14 protein-coding genes are annotated in these 17542 nt (G+C 70.4%); 8 read left to right on the plus strand and 6 right to left on the minus strand.

Annotation, left to right across the window (positions count from 1 at the left end; genetic code table 11):
* Positions 1 to 28 precede the first annotated feature (28 nt).
* Positions 29 to 1042: a Bug family tripartite tricarboxylate transporter substrate binding protein gene (locus GSE44_RS04630; RefSeq protein ID WP_159347628.1), complete on the plus strand. Its 1014-nt coding sequence runs from the start codon at positions 29 to 31 to the stop codon at positions 1040 to 1042.
* Between the two features lie 338 nt (positions 1043 to 1380).
* Here GSE44_RS04630 and GSE44_RS04635 read toward each other — a convergent pair whose 3' ends face one another.
* Positions 1381 to 1569 (minus strand): hypothetical protein, encoded by a 189-nt coding sequence (locus GSE44_RS04635; RefSeq protein WP_159347629.1) that lies wholly within the window; start codon positions 1567 to 1569, stop codon positions 1381 to 1383.
* Between the two features lie 233 nt (positions 1570 to 1802).
* Between GSE44_RS04635 and GSE44_RS04640 the strand changes: the two genes are divergently transcribed.
* The 3 genes from GSE44_RS04640 to GSE44_RS04650 all read left to right on the plus strand — a co-directional run bounded on the left by GSE44_RS04640 (position 1803) and on the right by GSE44_RS04650 (position 6938).
* On the plus strand, positions 1803 to 2057 hold the full coding sequence (locus GSE44_RS04640; RefSeq protein ID WP_159347630.1) for a hypothetical protein: 255 nt from the start codon (positions 1803 to 1805) through the stop codon (positions 2055 to 2057).
* Positions 2058 to 2224: 167 nt separating this feature from the next.
* A complete protein-coding gene (locus GSE44_RS04645) occupies positions 2225 to 3748 on the plus strand; it encodes a Y-family DNA polymerase (protein ID WP_159347631.1) in 1524 nt (507 codons plus the stop codon).
* 202 nt (positions 3749 to 3950) lie between these two features.
* Positions 3951 to 6938, plus strand: coding sequence for an error-prone DNA polymerase (locus GSE44_RS04650; RefSeq protein WP_328799053.1), 2988 nt, complete (start codon positions 3951 to 3953; stop codon positions 6936 to 6938).
* On the opposite strand, the gene GSE44_RS04655 is transcribed toward GSE44_RS04650, so the two are convergent.
* The 5 genes from GSE44_RS04655 to GSE44_RS04675 all read right to left on the minus strand — a co-directional run bounded on the left by GSE44_RS04655 (position 6935) and on the right by GSE44_RS04675 (position 13503).
* The gene (locus GSE44_RS04655; protein ID WP_159347632.1) at positions 6935 to 8617 is read right to left on the minus strand and encodes a Na/Pi symporter; all 1683 of its coding nucleotides are present in this window, start codon (positions 8615 to 8617) and stop codon (positions 6935 to 6937) included. The two genes, GSE44_RS04650 and GSE44_RS04655, sit on opposite strands and share 4 nt — an antisense overlap.
* Before the next feature lie 165 nt (positions 8618 to 8782).
* Positions 8783 to 9157, minus strand: coding sequence for a phage tail fiber protein (locus GSE44_RS04660; RefSeq protein WP_159347633.1), 375 nt, complete (start codon positions 9155 to 9157; stop codon positions 8783 to 8785).
* 14 nt (positions 9158 to 9171) lie between these two features.
* On the minus strand, positions 9172 to 10398 hold the full coding sequence (locus GSE44_RS04665; protein ID WP_159347634.1) for a phage head spike fiber domain-containing protein: 1227 nt from the start codon (positions 10396 to 10398) through the stop codon (positions 9172 to 9174).
* Positions 10398 to 12803 carry a glycosyl hydrolase family 28-related protein gene (locus GSE44_RS04670; RefSeq protein WP_159347635.1) on the minus strand — a complete coding sequence of 802 codons (2406 nt, stop codon included), beginning with the start codon at positions 12801 to 12803 and terminating at the stop codon, positions 10398 to 10400. Before GSE44_RS04670 ends, GSE44_RS04665 begins: the two co-directional genes overlap by 1 nt.
* Before the next feature lie 49 nt (positions 12804 to 12852).
* Entirely contained in the window at positions 12853 to 13503 is a 651-nt protein-coding gene (locus GSE44_RS04675; RefSeq protein ID WP_159347636.1) for a hypothetical protein, read from the minus strand.
* Between the two features lie 230 nt (positions 13504 to 13733).
* Here GSE44_RS04675 and GSE44_RS04680 point away from each other — a divergent pair, with 230 nt between their 5' ends.
* The 4 genes from GSE44_RS04680 to GSE44_RS04695 are packed head-to-tail and all read left to right on the plus strand — an operon-like array spanning position 13734 to position 17486.
* Positions 13734 to 14822 carry a polyamine ABC transporter substrate-binding protein gene (locus GSE44_RS04680; RefSeq protein WP_159347637.1) on the plus strand — a complete coding sequence of 363 codons (1089 nt, stop codon included), beginning with the start codon at positions 13734 to 13736 and terminating at the stop codon, positions 14820 to 14822.
* Positions 14819 to 15868: an ABC transporter ATP-binding protein gene (locus GSE44_RS04685; protein ID WP_201305933.1), complete on the plus strand. Its 1050-nt coding sequence runs from the start codon at positions 14819 to 14821 to the stop codon at positions 15866 to 15868. Before GSE44_RS04680 ends, GSE44_RS04685 begins: the two co-directional genes overlap by 4 nt.
* Before the next feature lie 8 nt (positions 15869 to 15876).
* Positions 15877 to 16701 carry an ABC transporter permease gene (locus GSE44_RS04690; RefSeq protein WP_235924558.1) on the plus strand — a complete coding sequence of 275 codons (825 nt, stop codon included), beginning with the start codon at positions 15877 to 15879 and terminating at the stop codon, positions 16699 to 16701.
* 23 nt (positions 16702 to 16724) lie between these two features.
* Positions 16725 to 17486: an ABC transporter permease gene (locus GSE44_RS04695; protein ID WP_159347639.1), complete on the plus strand. Its 762-nt coding sequence runs from the start codon at positions 16725 to 16727 to the stop codon at positions 17484 to 17486.
* Positions 17487 to 17542: the final 56 nt, after the last annotated feature.

Consider the following 17542-nt stretch of genomic DNA (forward strand, 5'->3'; position numbering starts at 1 on the left):
GCAAGACCACAGGAAAGGCGACGAGCGTATGCGTCACGATCACCGAGCCCCAGCCCCAGCTCCTGTCCTTCGCAGGCGCGGGCTGCTCGCCCTGTCCGCCGCGGGGCTGGCGGCTCCCTCCGTCCTGCGCGCCCAGGGGCCGTGGCCGTCCCAGCCGATCCGCATGGTCGTGCCTTATGGGGCGGGGGGCAGCACGGACCTCGTGATCCGTATCATGGCGCCGCGGATGAGCGAGTTCCTCGGGCGGCCCATCGTCATCGAGAACCGCGTCGGCGCCGGTAGCACGGTGGGCACGGATTTCGTCACCAAGGCGACCGATGGCCATACCTTCCTGCATGCCACGCTGGCCTCCACCGGCGTGGCGGCGGCCCTGTATCCGAACCTGCCCTATGATCCGGTGAAGGACCTGGCGGCGATCGCGCCCACGGTCTTCGTGCCCTTGGCGATGGCCGTCACCACGAAGGGCTGGGACGTGCGCACGCCGCAGCAGCTGATCGACACGCTGCGCGCCAATCCGGGCAAGTACCAGTACGGCTCCAACGGCGTGGGGGCGACGGGGCATCTGGCGAATGCCAATTTCGTCACCCGCATCGGCGCGCGGGTGGAGCATGTGCCCTATCGCGGCGGGGCGCAGACCATCAACGCGCTCGTTGGTGGGGAGGTGCAGTTCACGCAGGATGTCTACGGGCTGCTGCTGCCGCATCATCAGGCCGGAACGGTGAAATGCCTGTTCGTCACCGGCGATGAGCGTTCGCCCCTGATGCCCGAGGTGCCGACCATGGCCGAGGCCGGGATCCCTAGCTACAAGGCCTATTCCTGGTTCGGCCTCTTCGGCCCCTCCGCCACGCCGCGGCCGGTGGTGGACCGGATTGCGGCGGCACTGGAATATGCGGTGGCCGATCCCTCCGTCTCGAAGCGCATGGACGAGATGGGAACGCCGATCATGCGTGGTTGGACGCCGGATCGCTTCGCCGCTTATGTGGCCCAGGAGGTTAAGGATTGGGGCCCGCTGGTCCGCGCCTCCGGCGCGCGCGCGGACTGAGCGGCAACGTCGCGGGCCGCCATTGGGCCGGCCGCCCGCTTCAGGAGGCGTGAGGCGAGGGCATTGGTTGCGGGCTGGTAGGCGGCGTTATCGCCGCCGGGCCCAAATGGTGATCAGCATCACCACGACCAGGATAATCATCCCGGTCCGGTGCTCAGCAATCCAGGTGAGCGCCGGCTCGATCAGCACATGTCTTCCCCACGGCGAAAGGCCGCCTTGATGCTGTAGGGTGCCGTGTGCGTTCCGGCAAATCCGCCGCCGCTTCGGCGCAGCGGGAGTGCTACGCCAGGGGCCGACACGGGATCAGTGGAACGCGACCGGGAATGGCCTGGGCGGGGTCAGTCGTCCTCGTGCTCCGCGTAGAGGATGGCCAGAAGTTCCGTCAGCATGTCGTCGGCCTGATGCAGGCCATAGGCTCGGACATGGTCGGCCAGTTCGCTGATGGCAGCAATCACATCCTCATGCGGCTGCTTCGTCCCGTGTGGGATAAGCGGCTGTCCGGGGACGGAGTGACTCCTCTCGGTCATGTCAGCTTCCATTGAGGGTGATCGGGCGGCGCGTGGCAGATACCAATCGAAGCCCGATCCAGGTTCAGCTTAACCGCCCATGGTGCGGAAGGGGAGAGAAAACAACACCTCGTAGCTATCCGGTCGCGAGGTTCCCGCAACGAGCGATCCTCTGCCCATCATGACCGTTCCGTGCTAGCAACACTTAGTCGCCCGGTCCGGGTGGCGTGGCAGGGCGGCCGAGGAGCGACGCTTTGGAACCCATCCAGTCAGTAAACGCCGAGGATGAACTCGAGTTTGCGGTGACGGAGGCGCTGGATCGCATCCTGTCCCGCATGCCAGCCGAGTTGAGGGCCGATGCCCTGCGTTCGCTCCGCATGGAGCTTGAGCGCTGCCTGGCGGAGGCGCCCATCAACGGCCCATCCATGGATGCCATTCGGATCCGGGCTCGCTTCTCCGCGGCCCTGGCCGCCTTCGGACCGCCGGCGACGACACCCGTAAGGGGATAGGCCACCTCCGGGTCAGCCCGAGAGAACGCTTGCCATTCGGCGTGCCGGAAAGAACATTTAGGGAACATGCCCCCCGATTCGGCCTCCCCCGCGCAGCCTTCGGCCTGCTCCTGCCCCGCAGGGCGCGGCAGATGAGGCGCCGCTTCTGTCGCCCACCCCGGATACAATTGGGGGGCCCATCCATCCAGCCGGAGCAGGGGCGGCAGCCGGAGGAAACCCCGGCATCCCGGGAGGCTCGCATCCTTGCCCTGTACCTGCCCGGCCTGGCGACGGAGATCCTGCGCGTCCCCGGGCCTGTCCTCACTTGGCACATGGCGGGGAACCGGCGTCTGGTGGCCGCGGCGGATGCGGCGGCCATGGCGTTGGGGGTGCGGCCCGGCCAGGCCCTGGCCGATGCGCAGGCGCTGGCGCCGCAGGTGGCCGTCCATCCCGACGCACCGGATCTGGCGGCATCGCGGCTGGCGGAGCTGGCTCTCTGGGCCCTGCGCATCGCCCCGCTGGTCGCGCCCGATCCGCCGGACGGGCTGCTGGTGAACATCGCCGGCACCGCGCATCTGTCGGGCGGCGAGGCGGCCATGATGCGGCGGGCCGTGGCGGCGTTGGCTCGGCTGGGACATGCCGCCTCGGCCGCGGTGGCGGGCACTGCTGGCGCCGCCATGGCGCTGGCCCGCTACGGCACTTCCCGTTGCGTTCCGGCGGGCGGCGAGGCGGCGGCGCTGGCTGCGCTGCCCATCAATCTCCTGCGCCTGGAGACGGAGGTGACGGCCGGGCTGCGACGGATCGGCCTGCACGGGATCGGCGACGTGCTGGCCCAGCCGCGCGCTCCATTGGTCCGGCGCTTCGGGGCCGGGCTGGCTCTCGTACTGGATCGCGCCACCGGCGCCGTGTCGGAACCCTTTCGCAGCATCCGCCCCGCACCTGAGCGCAGCATCGCGCTGGATTTCGAGGAACCCCTGATCACCCGCACCGCCATCGACATGGTGGTGGAGCGGTTGCTGGCGCGGCTCTGCGCGCGACTGGCGGAGGAAGGGCAGGGGCTGCGGCGCCTCGGCCTGCGCGCGCATGGGGTGGATGGCAAGACGCAGGAGGTCGCGATCGGGCTTGGCCTCGCCAGCCGCGATCCGCGCCACCTGGCACGCCTCCTGGCCCCGAAGCTGGAGATGCTGGCGCCCGGCTTCGGCTTCGACCGCATCATGCTGCTGGCCGAGCGGGTGGAGCCGCTGGGTGCCGCGCAATCCGGCCTGGGCGAGGCGGAGGATGAGCGGCTTGCCCTGGCGGCCTTGTTGGACCGCGTGGCGCAGCGCCTGCCGGCCTGGCGCCTGCGTCCGCGTGCGAGCCATTGGCCTGAGCGTGCGGTGGAGCGCGCCGATCCCCTGGCGCCCGTTCATCTGCCGGAGGGCTGGGCGGCGCGTCCGCGCCCGCTGCGCCTGCTGCGCCGGCCGGAGCAGCTGGAGGCCATGGCGGTGCTGCCCGATGCGCCGCCCTTCCGCATCCGCTGGCGCGGCAACTGGGTGCAACTGCGCGCGGCGGAGGGGCCGGAGCGGCTGGAGCCGGAATGGTGGCGCGACAACCCGGGCCGCCCGGTGCGCGACTACTACCGGGTGGAGATGCCGGATGGGCGCCGCCTCTGGGTCTGCCGCTCCGGCGGGCCGGGATCGGCGCGCTGGTTCCTGCACGGAATCCTGCCGTGAGCGAGCCCGGATTCGCCGAATTGGGGGCGATGTCCAACTTCACCTTCCTGGAAGGCGCGTCGCATCCCTGGGAGCTGGTGGTGGCGGCGAAGGCGCTGGGCCATGCGGCGATCGGCATTGCCGACCGCAACTCCTTCGCCGGGCTGGTGCGCGGCATGGCGGCGAGCGAGGAGGCGGGCATCCGCTTCATCCCGGCTGCCGCGTGGCGCTGGAGGATGGGCAGGAATATCTCGTCTGGCCCACGGATCGCGCCGCCTATGCGCGGCTGGCGCGGATGCTCTCCGCGGCACGGATGGCCGGCGAGAAGGATGAATGCCGCATCCCCCGCGATGCGCTGGTCGCCGCCGCCGAGGGGCAGGTGATGGCGATGCTGCCGCCCGATGCGCCGGCGGAGGATTTCGCGCAGCGCCTGCACCGTGACGCCGAGGCGATGCGCCGCACCCTGGCGCTGCCGATCTTCCTGGCCGCGCATCACCGCTTCGCCGGGGATGACCGGCAACGGCTGCGGGTTCTGTCCGCCATGGCCGGTTCGGCGCGGGCGGGGCTGCTGGCGGCGGGGGGAGTGCGGATGCATGCCGCGTCCCGCCGGCGGCTGGCGGATGTGGTGGCGGCGATCCGGCTGGGCGTGACGGTGGATGCGCTAGGCTTCCACGCATCCACCAATGCCGAGGCGCATCTGAAGTCCGGAGCCGAGATGCGGCGCCTCTTCGCCGGGCATGAGGAGGCGGTGGAGGCGACGTCGTGCGTGGTGGAGGCCTGCTGCTTCAGCCTGCGCAACCTGTCCTATGAATATCCGGAGGAGATCCTGGATGAAGGGCTGAGCGCGCAGCAGACGCTGGAGCGGCGCGTGGCCGAGGCGGTGCGGGAGAAATGGCCGGGTGGGACGCCGGAGAAGGTCGCGCGCCAGATCGCCGAAGAGATGGAGCTGATCGCGCGGAAGGATTACGCCGCCTATTTCCTGACGGTGCATGAGATCGTCCGCTTCGCGCGATCGAAGGATATCCTCTGCCAGGGGCGCGGGTCGGCGGCGAATTCGGCGGTCTGCTACGTGCTGGGCATCACCTCCGTCGATCCATCCAAGCACCGCCTGCTCTTCGCGCGATTCCTGAGCGATGCGCGCGGCGAGCCGCCGGACATCGACATCGATTTCGAGCATGAGCGGCGCGAGGAGGTGATCCAGCACATCTACCAGCGCTATGGCCGTGACCGTGCCGCCCTGACGGCGACGCTGATCCGCTATCGCACGCGCAGCGCGGTGCGGGAGGTGGGCAAGGCGATGGGATTGTCGGAGGACATCACCGGCAGCCTCGCAAAGGCTTCCTGGCATGATGGCATGGACGGGTTGCGGGATGTCGCCCGCAGCGAGGGGCTGAACCCTGAGGCCGATCCGCGCCTGGGCATGGCCTTGGATCTGGCGGAGGAGCTTCATGGTTTCCCGCGGCACCTCGCCACCCATGTCGGCGGCTTCGTCATCACGCGTGGCAAGCTGACGGAGCTGGCCATCGTGACCAAGGCCGCAATGAAGAACCGCCACACCGTCGAGTGGGACAAGGACGACATCGGCGTTCTTCAGATGCTGAAGGTGGATGTGCTGGGGCTGGGGATGCTCTCCTGCATCCGGCGCGCCTTCGATCTGCTGCGGCGGTATGAGGGCGTGGATCACAGCCTGCAATCGGTGCCGCAGGATGAAGCCGAGACTTATGCCATGCTCGCGCGCGGGGATTCGCTCGGCGTGTTCCAGGTGGAAAGCCGGGCGCAGATGAACATGCTGCCGCGGATGCGGCCACGTGAATACTACGATCTGGTGATCCAGGTGGCGATCGTCCGGCCAGGGCCGATTCAGGGCGATATGGTCAATCCCTATCTGCGGCGGCGGACGAACCGGGAGCCGGTGGAATACGCCAAGCCGGAGCTGAAGGAGGTGCTGGAGAAGACGCTCGGCGTGCCGCTCTTCCAGGAGCAGGCGATGGAAATGGCCATTGTCGCGGCCGGCTTCACACCGGCCCGTGCGGACGAGCTGCGCCGCTCCATGGCCTCCTTCAAGCATGACGGCAAGCTGCACCTGTTCGAGGCGGAATTCGTCGGCGGCATGATCGCGCGCGGCTATGAGCCCGATTTCGCGAAGCGCTGCTTCAAGCAGATCGAAGGCTTCGGCGGCTATGGTTTTCCTGAAAGCCACGCGGCCTCCTTCGCGCAGCTTGTCTACATCTCTGCCCGGATCAAGTGCCACCATCCCGCGGTTTTCGCGGCAGCGCTGCTGAACAGCCAGCCCATGGGCTTCTATGCCCCTGCGCAGATCGTGCGCGACGCGCGCGAGCATGGCGTGGCGGTGCGCGCGGCCGATGTGACGGCGAGCGACTGGGATTGCACGCTGGAGAAGGAGGGAGAGGGGTGGGCGCTGCGCCTGGGGCTGCGCCTCGTCTCGGGTCTATCGTGGGAGGATGGCGAGAGGATCGTGGCGTTGCGGCCGCATGTCTCGCCTGCAGCCCTGGCGAAAGCCGGGCTCAGCCGCCAGGCGCTGGATGTTCTGGCGCGGGCCGATGCCTTCCGCGGCCTCGGCTTGGATCGCCGCCATGCCCTATGGGAGGCTGCGGCGGTAGAGCGCGCCGTCCTGCCGCCCTTGCCGCTCTTCGTCGCGGCCGAAGCAGCGCCGCGTCTTCCCGCCGAGACGCGGGGCGAGGAGACGGTGCTGGATTACGGTGCCACCGGCCTGACGCTGCGCGCGCATCCGCTGGCCTTGCTGCGGGACCAGCTGGCGGGGCTCGGCCTGCGTGACAGCCGTGCCGTGACCGCGGCACGCCAGGGGCAGCGCATCCGCACGGCCGGGCTGGTGCTGGTGCGGCAGCGGCCGGGCACCGCCAAGGGGGTGGTCTTCTTCACGCTGGAGGATGAGTTCGGCACGGTGAACCTGGTGCTGCATGCCCAGGCCGTCGCGGCGAACCGTTCGCCCGTGGTGGCCGCGCGGCTGTTGCTGGCGGAGGGGCGGGTGGAGCGCCATGAGGAGGGGGCGGTGCCGATCGTGCATCTCGTCGGCCAGCGCCTGGAGGATCGTTCAGACCTGCTGGATGGGCTGCACCTGCTGGGCGGGATGCGCCTGCCGCTGGCGCGCGCGGACGAGATCGCGCGCGGCACGGACCATCGGCCCGATCCCCGCGCAGTGCGCATCCCCGGTAGCCGTGACTGGCACTAGCCGGGCAGGTGGACGGGCGCCGCCCCTTCTTCCGCCCGCAGCGGAGCGGGCGCGCGGGCCTGGCTTTCGTCCTTCGCCGAGGACAGGAGCAGCGCACTGCGCCGGATCAGCCAGACCGCGCGCTCGAACTGGGCGGTGACGCGGAAGAGCAGGTTCAACCCATCCGGCGGCATCCCCGCGCTGGCGCGGGAGATGCGGCGACGCAGCCCGTCCATCATGTCCGAACGGTCTGCCGCCAGTTCCGCCAGCATGGTGGCATCGGCAGGGTCGCCGGACAGTGCGGCCTCCGCAAGCTCGCTCAACAGCAGGTGCAGCGCCTCCGCCAGAGGCGGGGCAAGGGCGCGGACCGGGTCCTCCGCCTCCCGGCACAGGGCGGCTTCCAGCCCTGCCGCCAACTCCGAAGCCGTTTCCCTCAGCGCGGTGAGAAGGCCGTTGAGGTTTTCGAGCGCCACGGCGCGCTCCAGCTCCTCGCGCGGGCAGCCGCGGGCCAGCACCTCTTGCAGGAAGGCCGCCACCGCCCGCTCCACCGCCGCGCTGGTGGATGCAAGGGCGGCGCGGGACAGTTCCGGCGGGCGGCCTTCCTCCCGCACCGGATCAAGCAGGCCGGGCAGCCGGCCCAGCAGCCGCGCCTGCTCGCGCCCGACGAGGTCCAGAGCCGTCGGCGCATTCTCCAGCGCCTGGTCATAGAGGTATTTCGGGCGGGCGAGTGCCTCCTCCCGCGTTGCGGGCGAAAGACGCTCCAGCAGCCGCGGCAGCCAGGGATAGGCGGGCAGCAGCAGCAGCGCCGGCAGGAGCTGCAGCGCCACGAAGAGCAGACCGAGTTGGTGCGGCAGGTCGATTGCCACGAGAGGGCCGGGTGCCGCGAAGGGATCGGGCATGGCCGGCACGAGCCGCCAGACGACCAGGGGCACAGCCAGGAGCACTGCGCCCAGCGCCTTGAACAGGGCCTGGAAGGTGGCCAGCCGTCGTGCCGCGCCGTGCAGCCCGCCCGCGAGCAGCATCACGGACAGGCCCGAGCCGAGTGACGCCCCGCACACCGCCATCCCGGCCTGCCCGCCATCGAGCACCCCGACATCCGAGAGCGCGATGGCGAGGATGGTCACGGTGGTGGAAGATTGCGCGATCAGGCTCAAGCCGATGCCCACCGCAAAGGGCGGCAGCAAGGCGTGGTCGGCCAAGGCCATCACATCCTGCACGACTGAGGCGTCACGCAGCGGCGCGGCGCCGGATTTCAGGATGGCCAGCCCGAGAAAGAGCAGGCCGAGCTGGAAGAGGGGCCCCAGCATCGGCTTCCAGCGCCCGCCGCCATCCCGCCCAAAGGCCAGCGCGCAACCGGTGCAACCGAGCAGCCACAGCGCCACCAGCTGCAGGTCCAGCGCCGCCGCCAGCACCAGCACCACCGTGCCGAGATTGCACCAGGCCACGACGGGCAGGGCGCGTTGCAGCGGCATCACCCCCGCCTGCACCATGGAGGCCGCGACGAAGGTGACGGCATTGGAGGATTGCGTCAGGGCGCCGAGCGCCATGCCCGTCAGCGCCGCGCTGATCCCGCCCCGCGTGGCACGGGCCACGGCCAGGCGGAGGCGCCGCCCGGCCAGCTGCTGAAGCTGCGCGCCCAGGCCACGCACCCCGGCGAGGAAGAGCCCGAGCCCGCCGAGGAGGGAGGCGATGAGGTCCAATGCAGTCTTCCGGCCCTGTTGCACGACGCTGCCGCGGCGGCCGGACGGGTCCGCGGCGGGCTCCCATCATGCGGGAGACGCCGCCGCGCCGCAGCCGGGCCGCGGATGCTGTCACAAAAAAATCAAGAAGTGGCCAGGGCTTGGAAGGTCCTGGCCACCGCCCGATCAGCTGGGGTTCACCACCAGGCTTTCCGCGGCCACCGTCACCGTGCCCGCGCCCGTCATCGCGACGGCGCCGTTGAGCGGCGAGACGAGCAGCGGGTTGCCACCCGAGGCCGCGTCATACAGCCCCACATGCGTCAGCGTGCCGGCCGATGCCGCGAAGACGAAGCGCAGCGCCTCGGCGTTGCGCTGCGGACCGGTGCCGGTGAAGGTCACGCGCTGGCGGGCATAGCCGTTGCCGGCCGGCTCCCCGGTGAGGCCCGCCGCCGCGGTTCCGCCGGTGCCGAGCGCCGCATAGACGGTGGTGGGAAGGCTCGGGGCCCGGGCGCAGACGGCGCAGGCCAGCAGGTTGCGGGCGTAGTCGGTCAGGTCGGACATGAGAAGGCTCCCGTCTAGCTGAGGGTGGTGAGCGCCTGCAGGGCGGTGCCCGGCAGGCGTGTGGGGTGGAGGTCGAGCGGGCCGATCTCGCCAAAGGCTGCGCGCCCGAGCCCGGCCGCCGCATGGCCGACCAGCAGGCGCGCCAGCCCTGCCGGCGGGGCCGCGGCCGACTGGACCGCGCCACCCGCCATGCAGAGCGCGACGCCGCTCGGATCCCAGGCCAGAGCCGCGCGGAAGGGTGTGCCCGGGCTCATGGTGCCGCCCGCCAGCACCGCAGCCGTGACGCCGCCGGAGACGAGCGCCGCCTCCACCGCCGCGCCGCCGGCCGCGTTGCGCAGGATGACGCGGTTGCCGTCACCGCCATCGTCGAGCTGCAGGAGGCCCTGCTCCGTTCCCGATGCGGCTGCCTGCGGCAGTATGAAGGTGCCGATGAGGGTTCCGCGCGGCTGGGCGGCGGCGGGCAGGGCATAGGCCGGCACATCCGCCGCGCGCGTGCTGACGGCCATCGTGCCGGCGGGCGGCAGGATAGGGCTGGAGGCGAAGGCGCCGAGCTCAAGCTGCGGTACGGCCAGGCGGAAGGTCATGTCCACCGGCTGGCCGGTCGCCAGGCTGATCCGGAGGCGCCCGGTTGAATTCCCGGTGGATGCGATGGACCATGACGCCGAAACCCGGCAATTCCGGAGCGCCGTGCCGGTGGGAATGCCGACATTCATGTTGGTCACGAATGCCGGGGCGAAGTGGTTGACGCCGTTGGTGCTGCCGCCCGTCACCCTGATGAACAGGCTGTAGGTCCAGATCTGGCCTTCCGCGATGGGGGTCGTGCCGCCGCCATGGTTGAGCTGATAGATGCTTGCGGTCGGCGTTCCGAAGATTCGAAGTTCAACATAGGGGAGTCCATCCTCCGCGCCCGTGCCGACCACCTCTGTGGAGAGCCCGGCATCCCCGGCGACGCTTCCACCGGTCGGCAGCTGGCCGCCGGCGCCCACAAGGCCGGGAACCGCGCCCTCGCTGCGCGGGTTGGTGAACTGGTTCGTGCGCGCGCCCTCGACGATAAGGCGCCGGGCCGTGCCGCCGAAGCGGGGTGCATCCGCGCCGGCCTGCTGCCAGCTGGTGCCGGTGGCGCCCAGGACCAGCGCGGCAGAGGCGCGGGCAAAGCCGAGCGACGGCAGGAGTCCGCCCCGGGAGATCAACCGGAGCGGACCGCCGCCGAGCGCATGGATGGCCAGGGTGGTGCCGATCATCAGGCCGCACCCGCGCCGGTGAGCTGGCAGAGTTTCGTCGTGCCGCCATCCGGCGAGAAGACCAGCAGGCTGGCGACGCCGCCGGCCCTCACCTTGGCATAGCCATCCGGGTTGAGGATTGCGGAGGAGAAGCCGGCGAGCGACACGGCCAGATCCGTGCCGGAGCGGTTCACCACCAGGCAGGAGAAGCCGTTGCCGGTGGCGGCCCAGTCCATGGACAGGGTGGTGCCGGCATTGGCCGGGATCATTCGCGCGTTATGGGTGGCGAAGGTCAGCGGCGTGGCCGCCGCCGTCACCACCATGGCGACGGGGCGCTGGACGAAGCTGTTGTCCACGTAGTTGCGCGTCGCCGCCTGCATGGCGGTCGCGGGATCGGCGGGTAGGGTCAGCGGCCCTGTCAGCGTCACGGCACCGGAGGAGGCGATGCGCATCCGCTCGGCCAGCATGCCGGCCGATCGCTTCTCGATCACCACCGCGCCGGATTCCGCCCCGGCCGCCACGCCTTCGGCCAGGGTCGCGATCCGGCCATAGGTCACCTCGGCCGCCGCGCTGTTGTTGCCGTTTCCTTCCAGCGAGAAGATGCGGTCATTCACGGCGGGCGTGGTGGAAAGCCGACGCAGCCGCAGGGTCAGCGGCTGCGTCATGCCCGTGCCGCCGAAGGCGAAGGCGGCGTTCGGGTTCAGCACGGCATCGCCGGCCATGAACACATCGTTCCCCGCCACGCTGAGGGATGCCGCCGCGGTGTCGGCACTGCCGTGCAGGCGCAGCATCGCGCCGGCGCTGCCGCTGCGTCGGTGCACCGCCACGATCCCGTCGGAGCGCGCCGAGAGGCGCGTCTCGATGACGCCGGAGGAGGAGATCGCGGCCAGCTCGGATTGCCCGCCGATGCTGCGCGCGATGCCGACGGAGGAGGGCAGCCGGCTGCCCGAAATCTGCATCTTCTGCAGCGCCGCGGCACTCTGCCCCGTGAAGCTCGTCGTCTTCAGGTCGCAGCCGAGGATCTGCAGGCTGTCCGCCGCGTCATGGACATGGACGCCGCCATAGATGTCGCAGCCCATCAGCACGAGCCCGCCATCCAGCAGATCGACCGAACGGCCCGATCCGGCGGGCAGCATGACGCCTGCGATGGTGTTCTGGTCCGCCGCCTGCACATTCACGACCAGCGCGCGGCCCTTGCTGGACCAGAAGCCGCCATACCACTTGTTGCGGTTCGCCAGCCCAGAGATCTGCACGCCAATGGTGGCGGGATCGACGACGATGCCGTCCAGCCCGCAATTCACGATCTGGGCGGAATGCGTCAGGTCGTCCAGGTGCCAGCCGATGTCATGGCCGAACTCGAAGCAGCTGACGAAGTTCGGCATGTCGGCATCATAGATGTGGAAGCCCTTGCCGCGCCGGTGGTTGGGCGCGGGATTGACCGAGCCGCCGCTGGTGTAGCTGCCGGAGAAGGCGCTGGACGCGAGGTCCAGCGTGGTGGAAGTGGGCGCCGTGGCGACGGTGAAGCGCCCATTCGCGCCCGTCACCCCGCCGACGCCGCCCACCACCACCACGTCGCCCGCCCTCAGCTCATGCGCCGTGCTGGTTGTGAGGCGGACGAGGCCCGAGCCGTTGTTGGCGCAGCCGCTGACCGTGTAGGAAACGGAAGACCAGGTGCGGCCGGTCGTCGCCAGCGGATGCCAGTTGATGCGCTCCTTATGCGCGATGTCGTAGGACTTGCCGAGATACAGGCCGTTGGTGCAGTCGCCGAGCACGTCGCGGATGCGCGTGCGGCTGGCGCCATTGCTGTAGATGGCCCAGTTGAATCCAATGATCAGCAGGCTGCGTACGGAGGCGTCGGTGGCGTTGGTGGCGCTGGCGCCGGTGCTTCCGTCTCCGATGCTCACCGCGGTGCCGGCAAAGGCCTGCACGGCGTCGAGCGCCTCGCGCACCGAGGCAGGAGAGGTGAAGCCCTTGCGCAGGATGGCCAGCTGCTCCAGCGCGGCGTTGCGGCGCAGCCGGATGGTACGGACCGGGTTCAGCAGGAAGCAGTAGGGCAGGGCGGTGTAGTCGTTGTTGACGCGCCACCCACCCGGATCGCCGCCGCCTTGCAGCGTGACATTGGCCGGGATGATGAGGTCCGCGCTGTCAATCAGGTAGCGGCGCGGGCCGACGAGCACCACGCCGCCGGTGGCGGCGGCGGCGTTCAGCGCGGCCTGGATGGCGGCGGTGTCGTCGGTTGTGCCGTTGCCCACTGCGCCGTAGTCGCGGACATGCAGGGGCCGATCTGCCAGGAGGGTGGTGCGAAGCTGGCCGAAGGTGGCGCGCCGCGTCTCCGCCGACGAACCCACACCCTGCACGAAGGGAGAGATGTCGGTGTCGAGGAGCATGGCGGCAGGTGGAAGATCCGTGATCTTACTGTCGGGCATCGGGGCGGGCGGCTCCGTTGAAAGGGGCGGGAGGCATCGGGTGGGGGCGCTACAGGACCAGGCGGCCGCCGGTTTCCAGCAGCAGGCTCATCCCGTTCTCGATCAGCAGCGCGAAGGCCGACAGCACGACGAAGGAGGGCGAGAGCTGCACGACGAGGGAATCCGCCGCGTCTTCGACCTTCACCCGATAGCCGTTGCCCGGGCTCGGGGCGGTGAAGGTTGTGCTGGCGCTACCTGCCGAGACGGTGGCGCTGATCGGGCCAAGCACCACGGTGCCGGCCGCGTTCAGAATGCTGAACTTCAGCGTGGTGACCGGACCGGAGACGCTGGCCTGCACCATGAAGGTTTCGCCCTGGTTCACGCCGCTGGGCATGGCGCCGAGGGTGAGGCAGCGCGCGACCGCCGTGGCCGCCAGGTCCGTGTCGAAGTCCAGCGAGCCCACGGCGGAGAGGCGAAGCGGCGGGGAGGAGGCATCCACGACGAGGCCGTTGCCGACAGCGGCATTGGCGCGCACCGGCAGGATGGCGCTGGCGTCACCGGCCTGCAGCACCAGCATATGGCCCGGCAGCAGGCGGCTGGCGCCGGCGGTGAAATAGCCGGGTGCGAGGACGGTCGCCCGCGTGTCCGTGGTCTTGTAGAGCCAGAGGGTGAAGCTGTCCGCCGCGACGAGCGGGACGAGGTTGCTGGCGATGTAGGACATGCGGGCGTGGCTCCTGCGGGCGGACGCAAAAAACCCCGCGCCGGCGAGGACCGGGCAGGGCGGAGGGGATTCGGGGTCGGGCGCAGTTGTCCCGTTGGCAAGGCGGGGATTACAGGACCGGGTACCTTATGGCAAGAAAAAAGTCCTAGTAATCTCTAGAAAATATACCTATTTTGCGTCGCGCGTGCTTCACCATAACCTCCCCGCCTCCAGCGCCCTCCGGAGACGGCATGAGATTCCTTCGCCCCCTGCTGCTCGCCCTGCTGCTGGTCCTGCCCGCAGCCGCGCAGCAGCCTGTCCTGAACGTCTACAACTGGACGGACTACATCGATCCGCAGGCGATCGAGGGTTTTCAGCGCGAGACCGGCATCCGCGTGCGCTACGACGTGTTCGACAGCCTTGAGACGCTGGAGGGCAAGCTCTCCGCGGGCCGCTCCGGCTACGACATCGTGGTGCCGACCAGCGAGCCGAGCTTCGCCCGGCTGGTGCGTGCCGGGGCCCTGCTGCCGCTGGACCGCGCGCGCATCCCCAGTTGGGGCAACCAGGATCCGGCGCTGCTGGCGCAGGTGGCGGGCAGCGATCCGGGCAACCGGCATGGCGCGATCTATCTCTGGGGCACGATCGGGATGGGCCTGCGCCCGGACCGCATCCGCGCCCTGGCCCCCGATGCGCCGCTGGACAGCCTGGACCTGATCCTGAAGCCCGAGAACGCCCGCCGCATCGCGCGCTGCGGCATCGCCATCATGGACAGCGGGATCGACGTCATCCCCTCCGTGCTCCGCTGGCTGGGACGCGACCCCAACAGCAGCGACACCGCCGACCAGCGCACGGCGGAGCAGGCGCTGCTGGCGATCCGCCCGCATGTGCGCGCCATCATCTCCTCCGCCGCCATCACCGATGCGCTGGCGCAGGGCGAGTATTGCGCCGTGATCTCCTATTCCGGCGATGTGGTGCAGGCGCAGATCCGGGCGCGGGAGGGCGGGCGCGAAACGGACCTCGCCTATGTGCAGCCGAAGGAGGGCGCGCAGCTCTGGTTCGACATGCTGGCCATCCCGGCCGATGCCCCGAACCCCGAGGCCGCGCAACGCTTCATCGACTACATGCTGCGCCCCGAGGTGATGGCGGGGGTGACGAACCAGGTGCGCTATCCCAATGCCGTCCCTGCCTCCCGCCAGCATCTGCGCCCTGAAGTGGCGGCGGATCCGAATGTCTATCCACCACCCGAGGCGATCGCGCGCAGCTTCACCGTTTCCGCGCCGGGGCCGGCGGTGGAACGCGCACGTGCGCGCTCCTGGTCGCGCTTCAAGGCCGGGCGTTGACCCCACGTCTCTCCCTGCGCGGGGTCACGCGCCACTTCGGGACGGTGACAGCGCTGGACGGCGTTTCACTGGACGTGGCGGCGGGGGAGTTCCTGGCGCTGCTCGGCGGATCGGGCTCGGGCAAGTCCACCCTGCTGCGCGTGGTAGCGGGCTTCGAGGCGGCGGATTCGGGCAGCGTTCATCTGGATGGCGCCGATCTGGCGGGCGTGCCGCCGCACCGGCGCCCGGTGAACATGATGTTCCAGTCCTACGCGCTGTTCCCGCATATGAATGTCACGGCCAACATCGCCTACGGCCTGAAGCGCGAAGGCCGCCCGCGCGCGGAGATCGCGGAGCGCGTCGCGCAGGCCATCGCAATGCTGCGGCTGGAGGGAATGGAATCCCGCCGCCCCGATGCGCTCTCCGGCGGCCAGCGCCAGCGCGTGGCCCTGGCCCGTGCCCTGGTGAAGCGTCCCCGCCTGCTGCTGCTGGACGAACCCCTCGGCGCGCTGGATGCCAATCTCCGCGAGCGAACGGGTTTTGAGCTTCGCGCCATACAGCGCGAGAGCGGCGCCGCCTTCGTCATGGTCACGCATGACCAGTCCGAGGCCCTGGCACTGGCCGACCGCGTCGCCGTGATGGATCGCGGCCGGCTGGTGCAGCTGGGCGCCCCGCGTGAGGTCTATGACCGCCCCGCCACGCGCTTCGTGGCCGAGTTCCTGGGCGCCGCCAATGTGCTGGAGGGCCGGAGCACCGGGGGTGGCGCGCTGGAATGCCCCGCCGCCGCCTGCATCCTGCGTCCCGCCGCGCCCCTGCCCGAAGGCGCCACCGCCATCGCATTGCGCCCAGAGCGCATCCGCCTGGGCCCTGCCATCGGCGACAACACGGCCGCCGGCACGGTGGAGGAGGCCGCCTTTCGCGGCGAGAGCAGCCTCCTTCTCGTCCGCCTGGCAGGCGGCGCCCTGCTGCGCGTCTCCCATGCCGAGGAGGACGGCGCGCCGCCGGAGCGCGGCACCCCGGTGCGCGTGAGCTGGGATGCCGATGCCGTGGTGCCCCTGCTCGGATGAGATTCGCGTTGCGCCTCATTCCCGGTTTCTGGCTGGCGCTGCTGGTGGCCGCGCCGCTGGCGCTGGTCGGGCTCATGGCCCTGTCCTGGCAGGCCGAGGGCGTGCCGCCCTATGCGCCGCCCTGGGCGGGGGCGGGGATCAACCCGGACAACCTCCGCCTCCTGGCCGAAGATCCGTATTACCGTGACGCGCTGCTCCAATCCCTGGCCGTGGCGGGCGCGACGGCGGCGCTCTGCCTCCTGCTGGCGGTTCCCATGGGTATCGCCATCGCCCGCGCCGGGCGCTGGAGGGAGGTGCTGCTGGCGACGGTGCTGCTTCCCTTCTGGACCGGCTTCCTCATCCGCATCGGCGCCTGGATCGGGCTGTTGCGGGACGAAGGGTGGATCAACAGCCTTCTCCGTGCCCTCGGCTGGACCGACCAGCCCCTGCCGCTGCTCTACACGGATGGCGCGATGCTGCTCGGCATGGTCCACGCCTATCTGCCCTTCGCCGTTCTTCCGGTGTTTGCCGCCGCCACACGGCTGGATCCGCTGCTGGAGCAGGCGGCGGAGGATCTCGGCGCCACGCCGAGGCGAGCCTTCCTCAGCATCACCCTGCCGCAGCTTCTCCCGTCCCTGGCTGCCGCCTTCCTGCTCGTCTTCATCCCGGCGGCGGGGGAATACGTGATCCCGGAACTGCTCGGCCCGCCTGATGCCACGCTGGTCGGCCGCGTGCTGTTCCAGGAGTTCTTCCAGAGCCGCGACTGGCCCGTCGCCTCCGCGCTGGCCGTGGCGCTGCTGGCGCTGCTGATCGGGCCCATCATCCTCTTTCAGCGCCTGGGCCGCGCCGCGTGACGCCGCGCTGGATCAGGGCCGCGATGTGGGCGGGCATCGGCTTCCTCTGGCTGCCGGTCATCCTGCTGGTGGGCTACGCCTTTTCGGCGGATCCGGTTCCCTTCCATTGGGGCGGCTTCTCCCTGCGCTGGTTCGCCGCGCTGGCGGCGAATGAAAGGCTGCTGGAAGCCGCTTGGCTCTCCCTTCGCGTCGCAGCCGGCTCGGCCACGCTGGCGATGCTGCTGGGCGGCGCCACCGGCTGGGTGCTGGCGCGGCACGGGCCCTTCGCCGGCCGCGCCCTCCTGGGTGGCTTGGCCGGTGCTCCGCTGGTCCTGCCCGAGGTGGTGACGGGCCTTTCCCTCCTCCTGTTCTTTGTGACTCTGGAAGGGGCCACGGGCTGGCCCGCCGGCCGCGGCGCCCTGACGGTCCTGCTCGCCCACGCCACCCTCGGTACCGCCTATGCAGCGGTGGTGATTCAGTCCCGACTCGCCAGCCGTGACCGGGATCTGGAGGAGGCGGCGCAGGACCTCGGCGCAAGCCCTGCCACCGCCTTCGTCACCATCACCCTGCCGCTTATGGCTCCGGCCCTGGCCGCTGGCTGGCTGCTGGCCTTCACCCTGTCGCTGGACGATGTGGTGCTCGCCTCTTTCACCTCCGGCCCGGCGGGCACCACCCTGCCGGTCGCACTCTTCTCCATGCTGCGGCTCGGCATGACGCCCGAGGTGAACGCCCTGGCCACCCTGCTGCTGCTGGCTGCCGGCCTCGCCCTCGCCCTGCTGGGGCTGTTGTTGCGCCGACGGGCCTGAAATGCGCATTCCGGCGGTTCCGCCGGGCGTCCAAGGGGTCTAGGTTCCGCCCCCGT

Origin of the sequence: Muricoccus harenae (assembly GCF_009848505.1) — a bacterium.
Taxonomy (GTDB): Bacteria; Pseudomonadota; Alphaproteobacteria; order Acetobacterales; family Acetobacteraceae; genus Roseomonas; species Roseomonas harenae.

Bases quoted from the DNA above. Each gene is read 5' to 3' on its own strand.
- GSE44_RS04675 (WP_159347636.1), bottom strand. From the start codon at position 13,503: ATGTCCTACATCGCCAGCAACCTCGTCCCGCTCGTCGCGGCGGACAGC.
- GSE44_RS04630 (WP_159347628.1), top strand. From the start codon at position 29: ATGCGTCACGATCACCGAGCCCCAGCCCCAGCTCCTGTCCTTCGCAGG.
- GSE44_RS04635 (WP_159347629.1), bottom strand. From the start codon at position 1,569: ATGACCGAGAGGAGTCACTCCGTCCCCGGACAGCCGCTTATCCCACAC.
- GSE44_RS04695 (WP_159347639.1), top strand. From the start codon at position 16,725: ATGTGGGCGGGCATCGGCTTCCTCTGGCTGCCGGTCATCCTGCTGGTG.
- GSE44_RS04680 (WP_159347637.1), top strand. From the start codon at position 13,734: ATGAGATTCCTTCGCCCCCTGCTGCTCGCCCTGCTGCTGGTCCTGCCC.
- GSE44_RS04665 (WP_159347634.1), bottom strand. From the start codon at position 10,398: ATGATCGGCACCACCCTGGCCATCCATGCGCTCGGCGGCGGTCCGCTC.
- GSE44_RS04660 (WP_159347633.1), bottom strand. From the start codon at position 9,157: ATGTCCGACCTGACCGACTACGCCCGCAACCTGCTGGCCTGCGCCGTC.
- GSE44_RS04670 (WP_159347635.1), bottom strand. From the start codon at position 12,803: ATGCCCGACAGTAAGATCACGGATCTTCCACCTGCCGCCATGCTCCTC.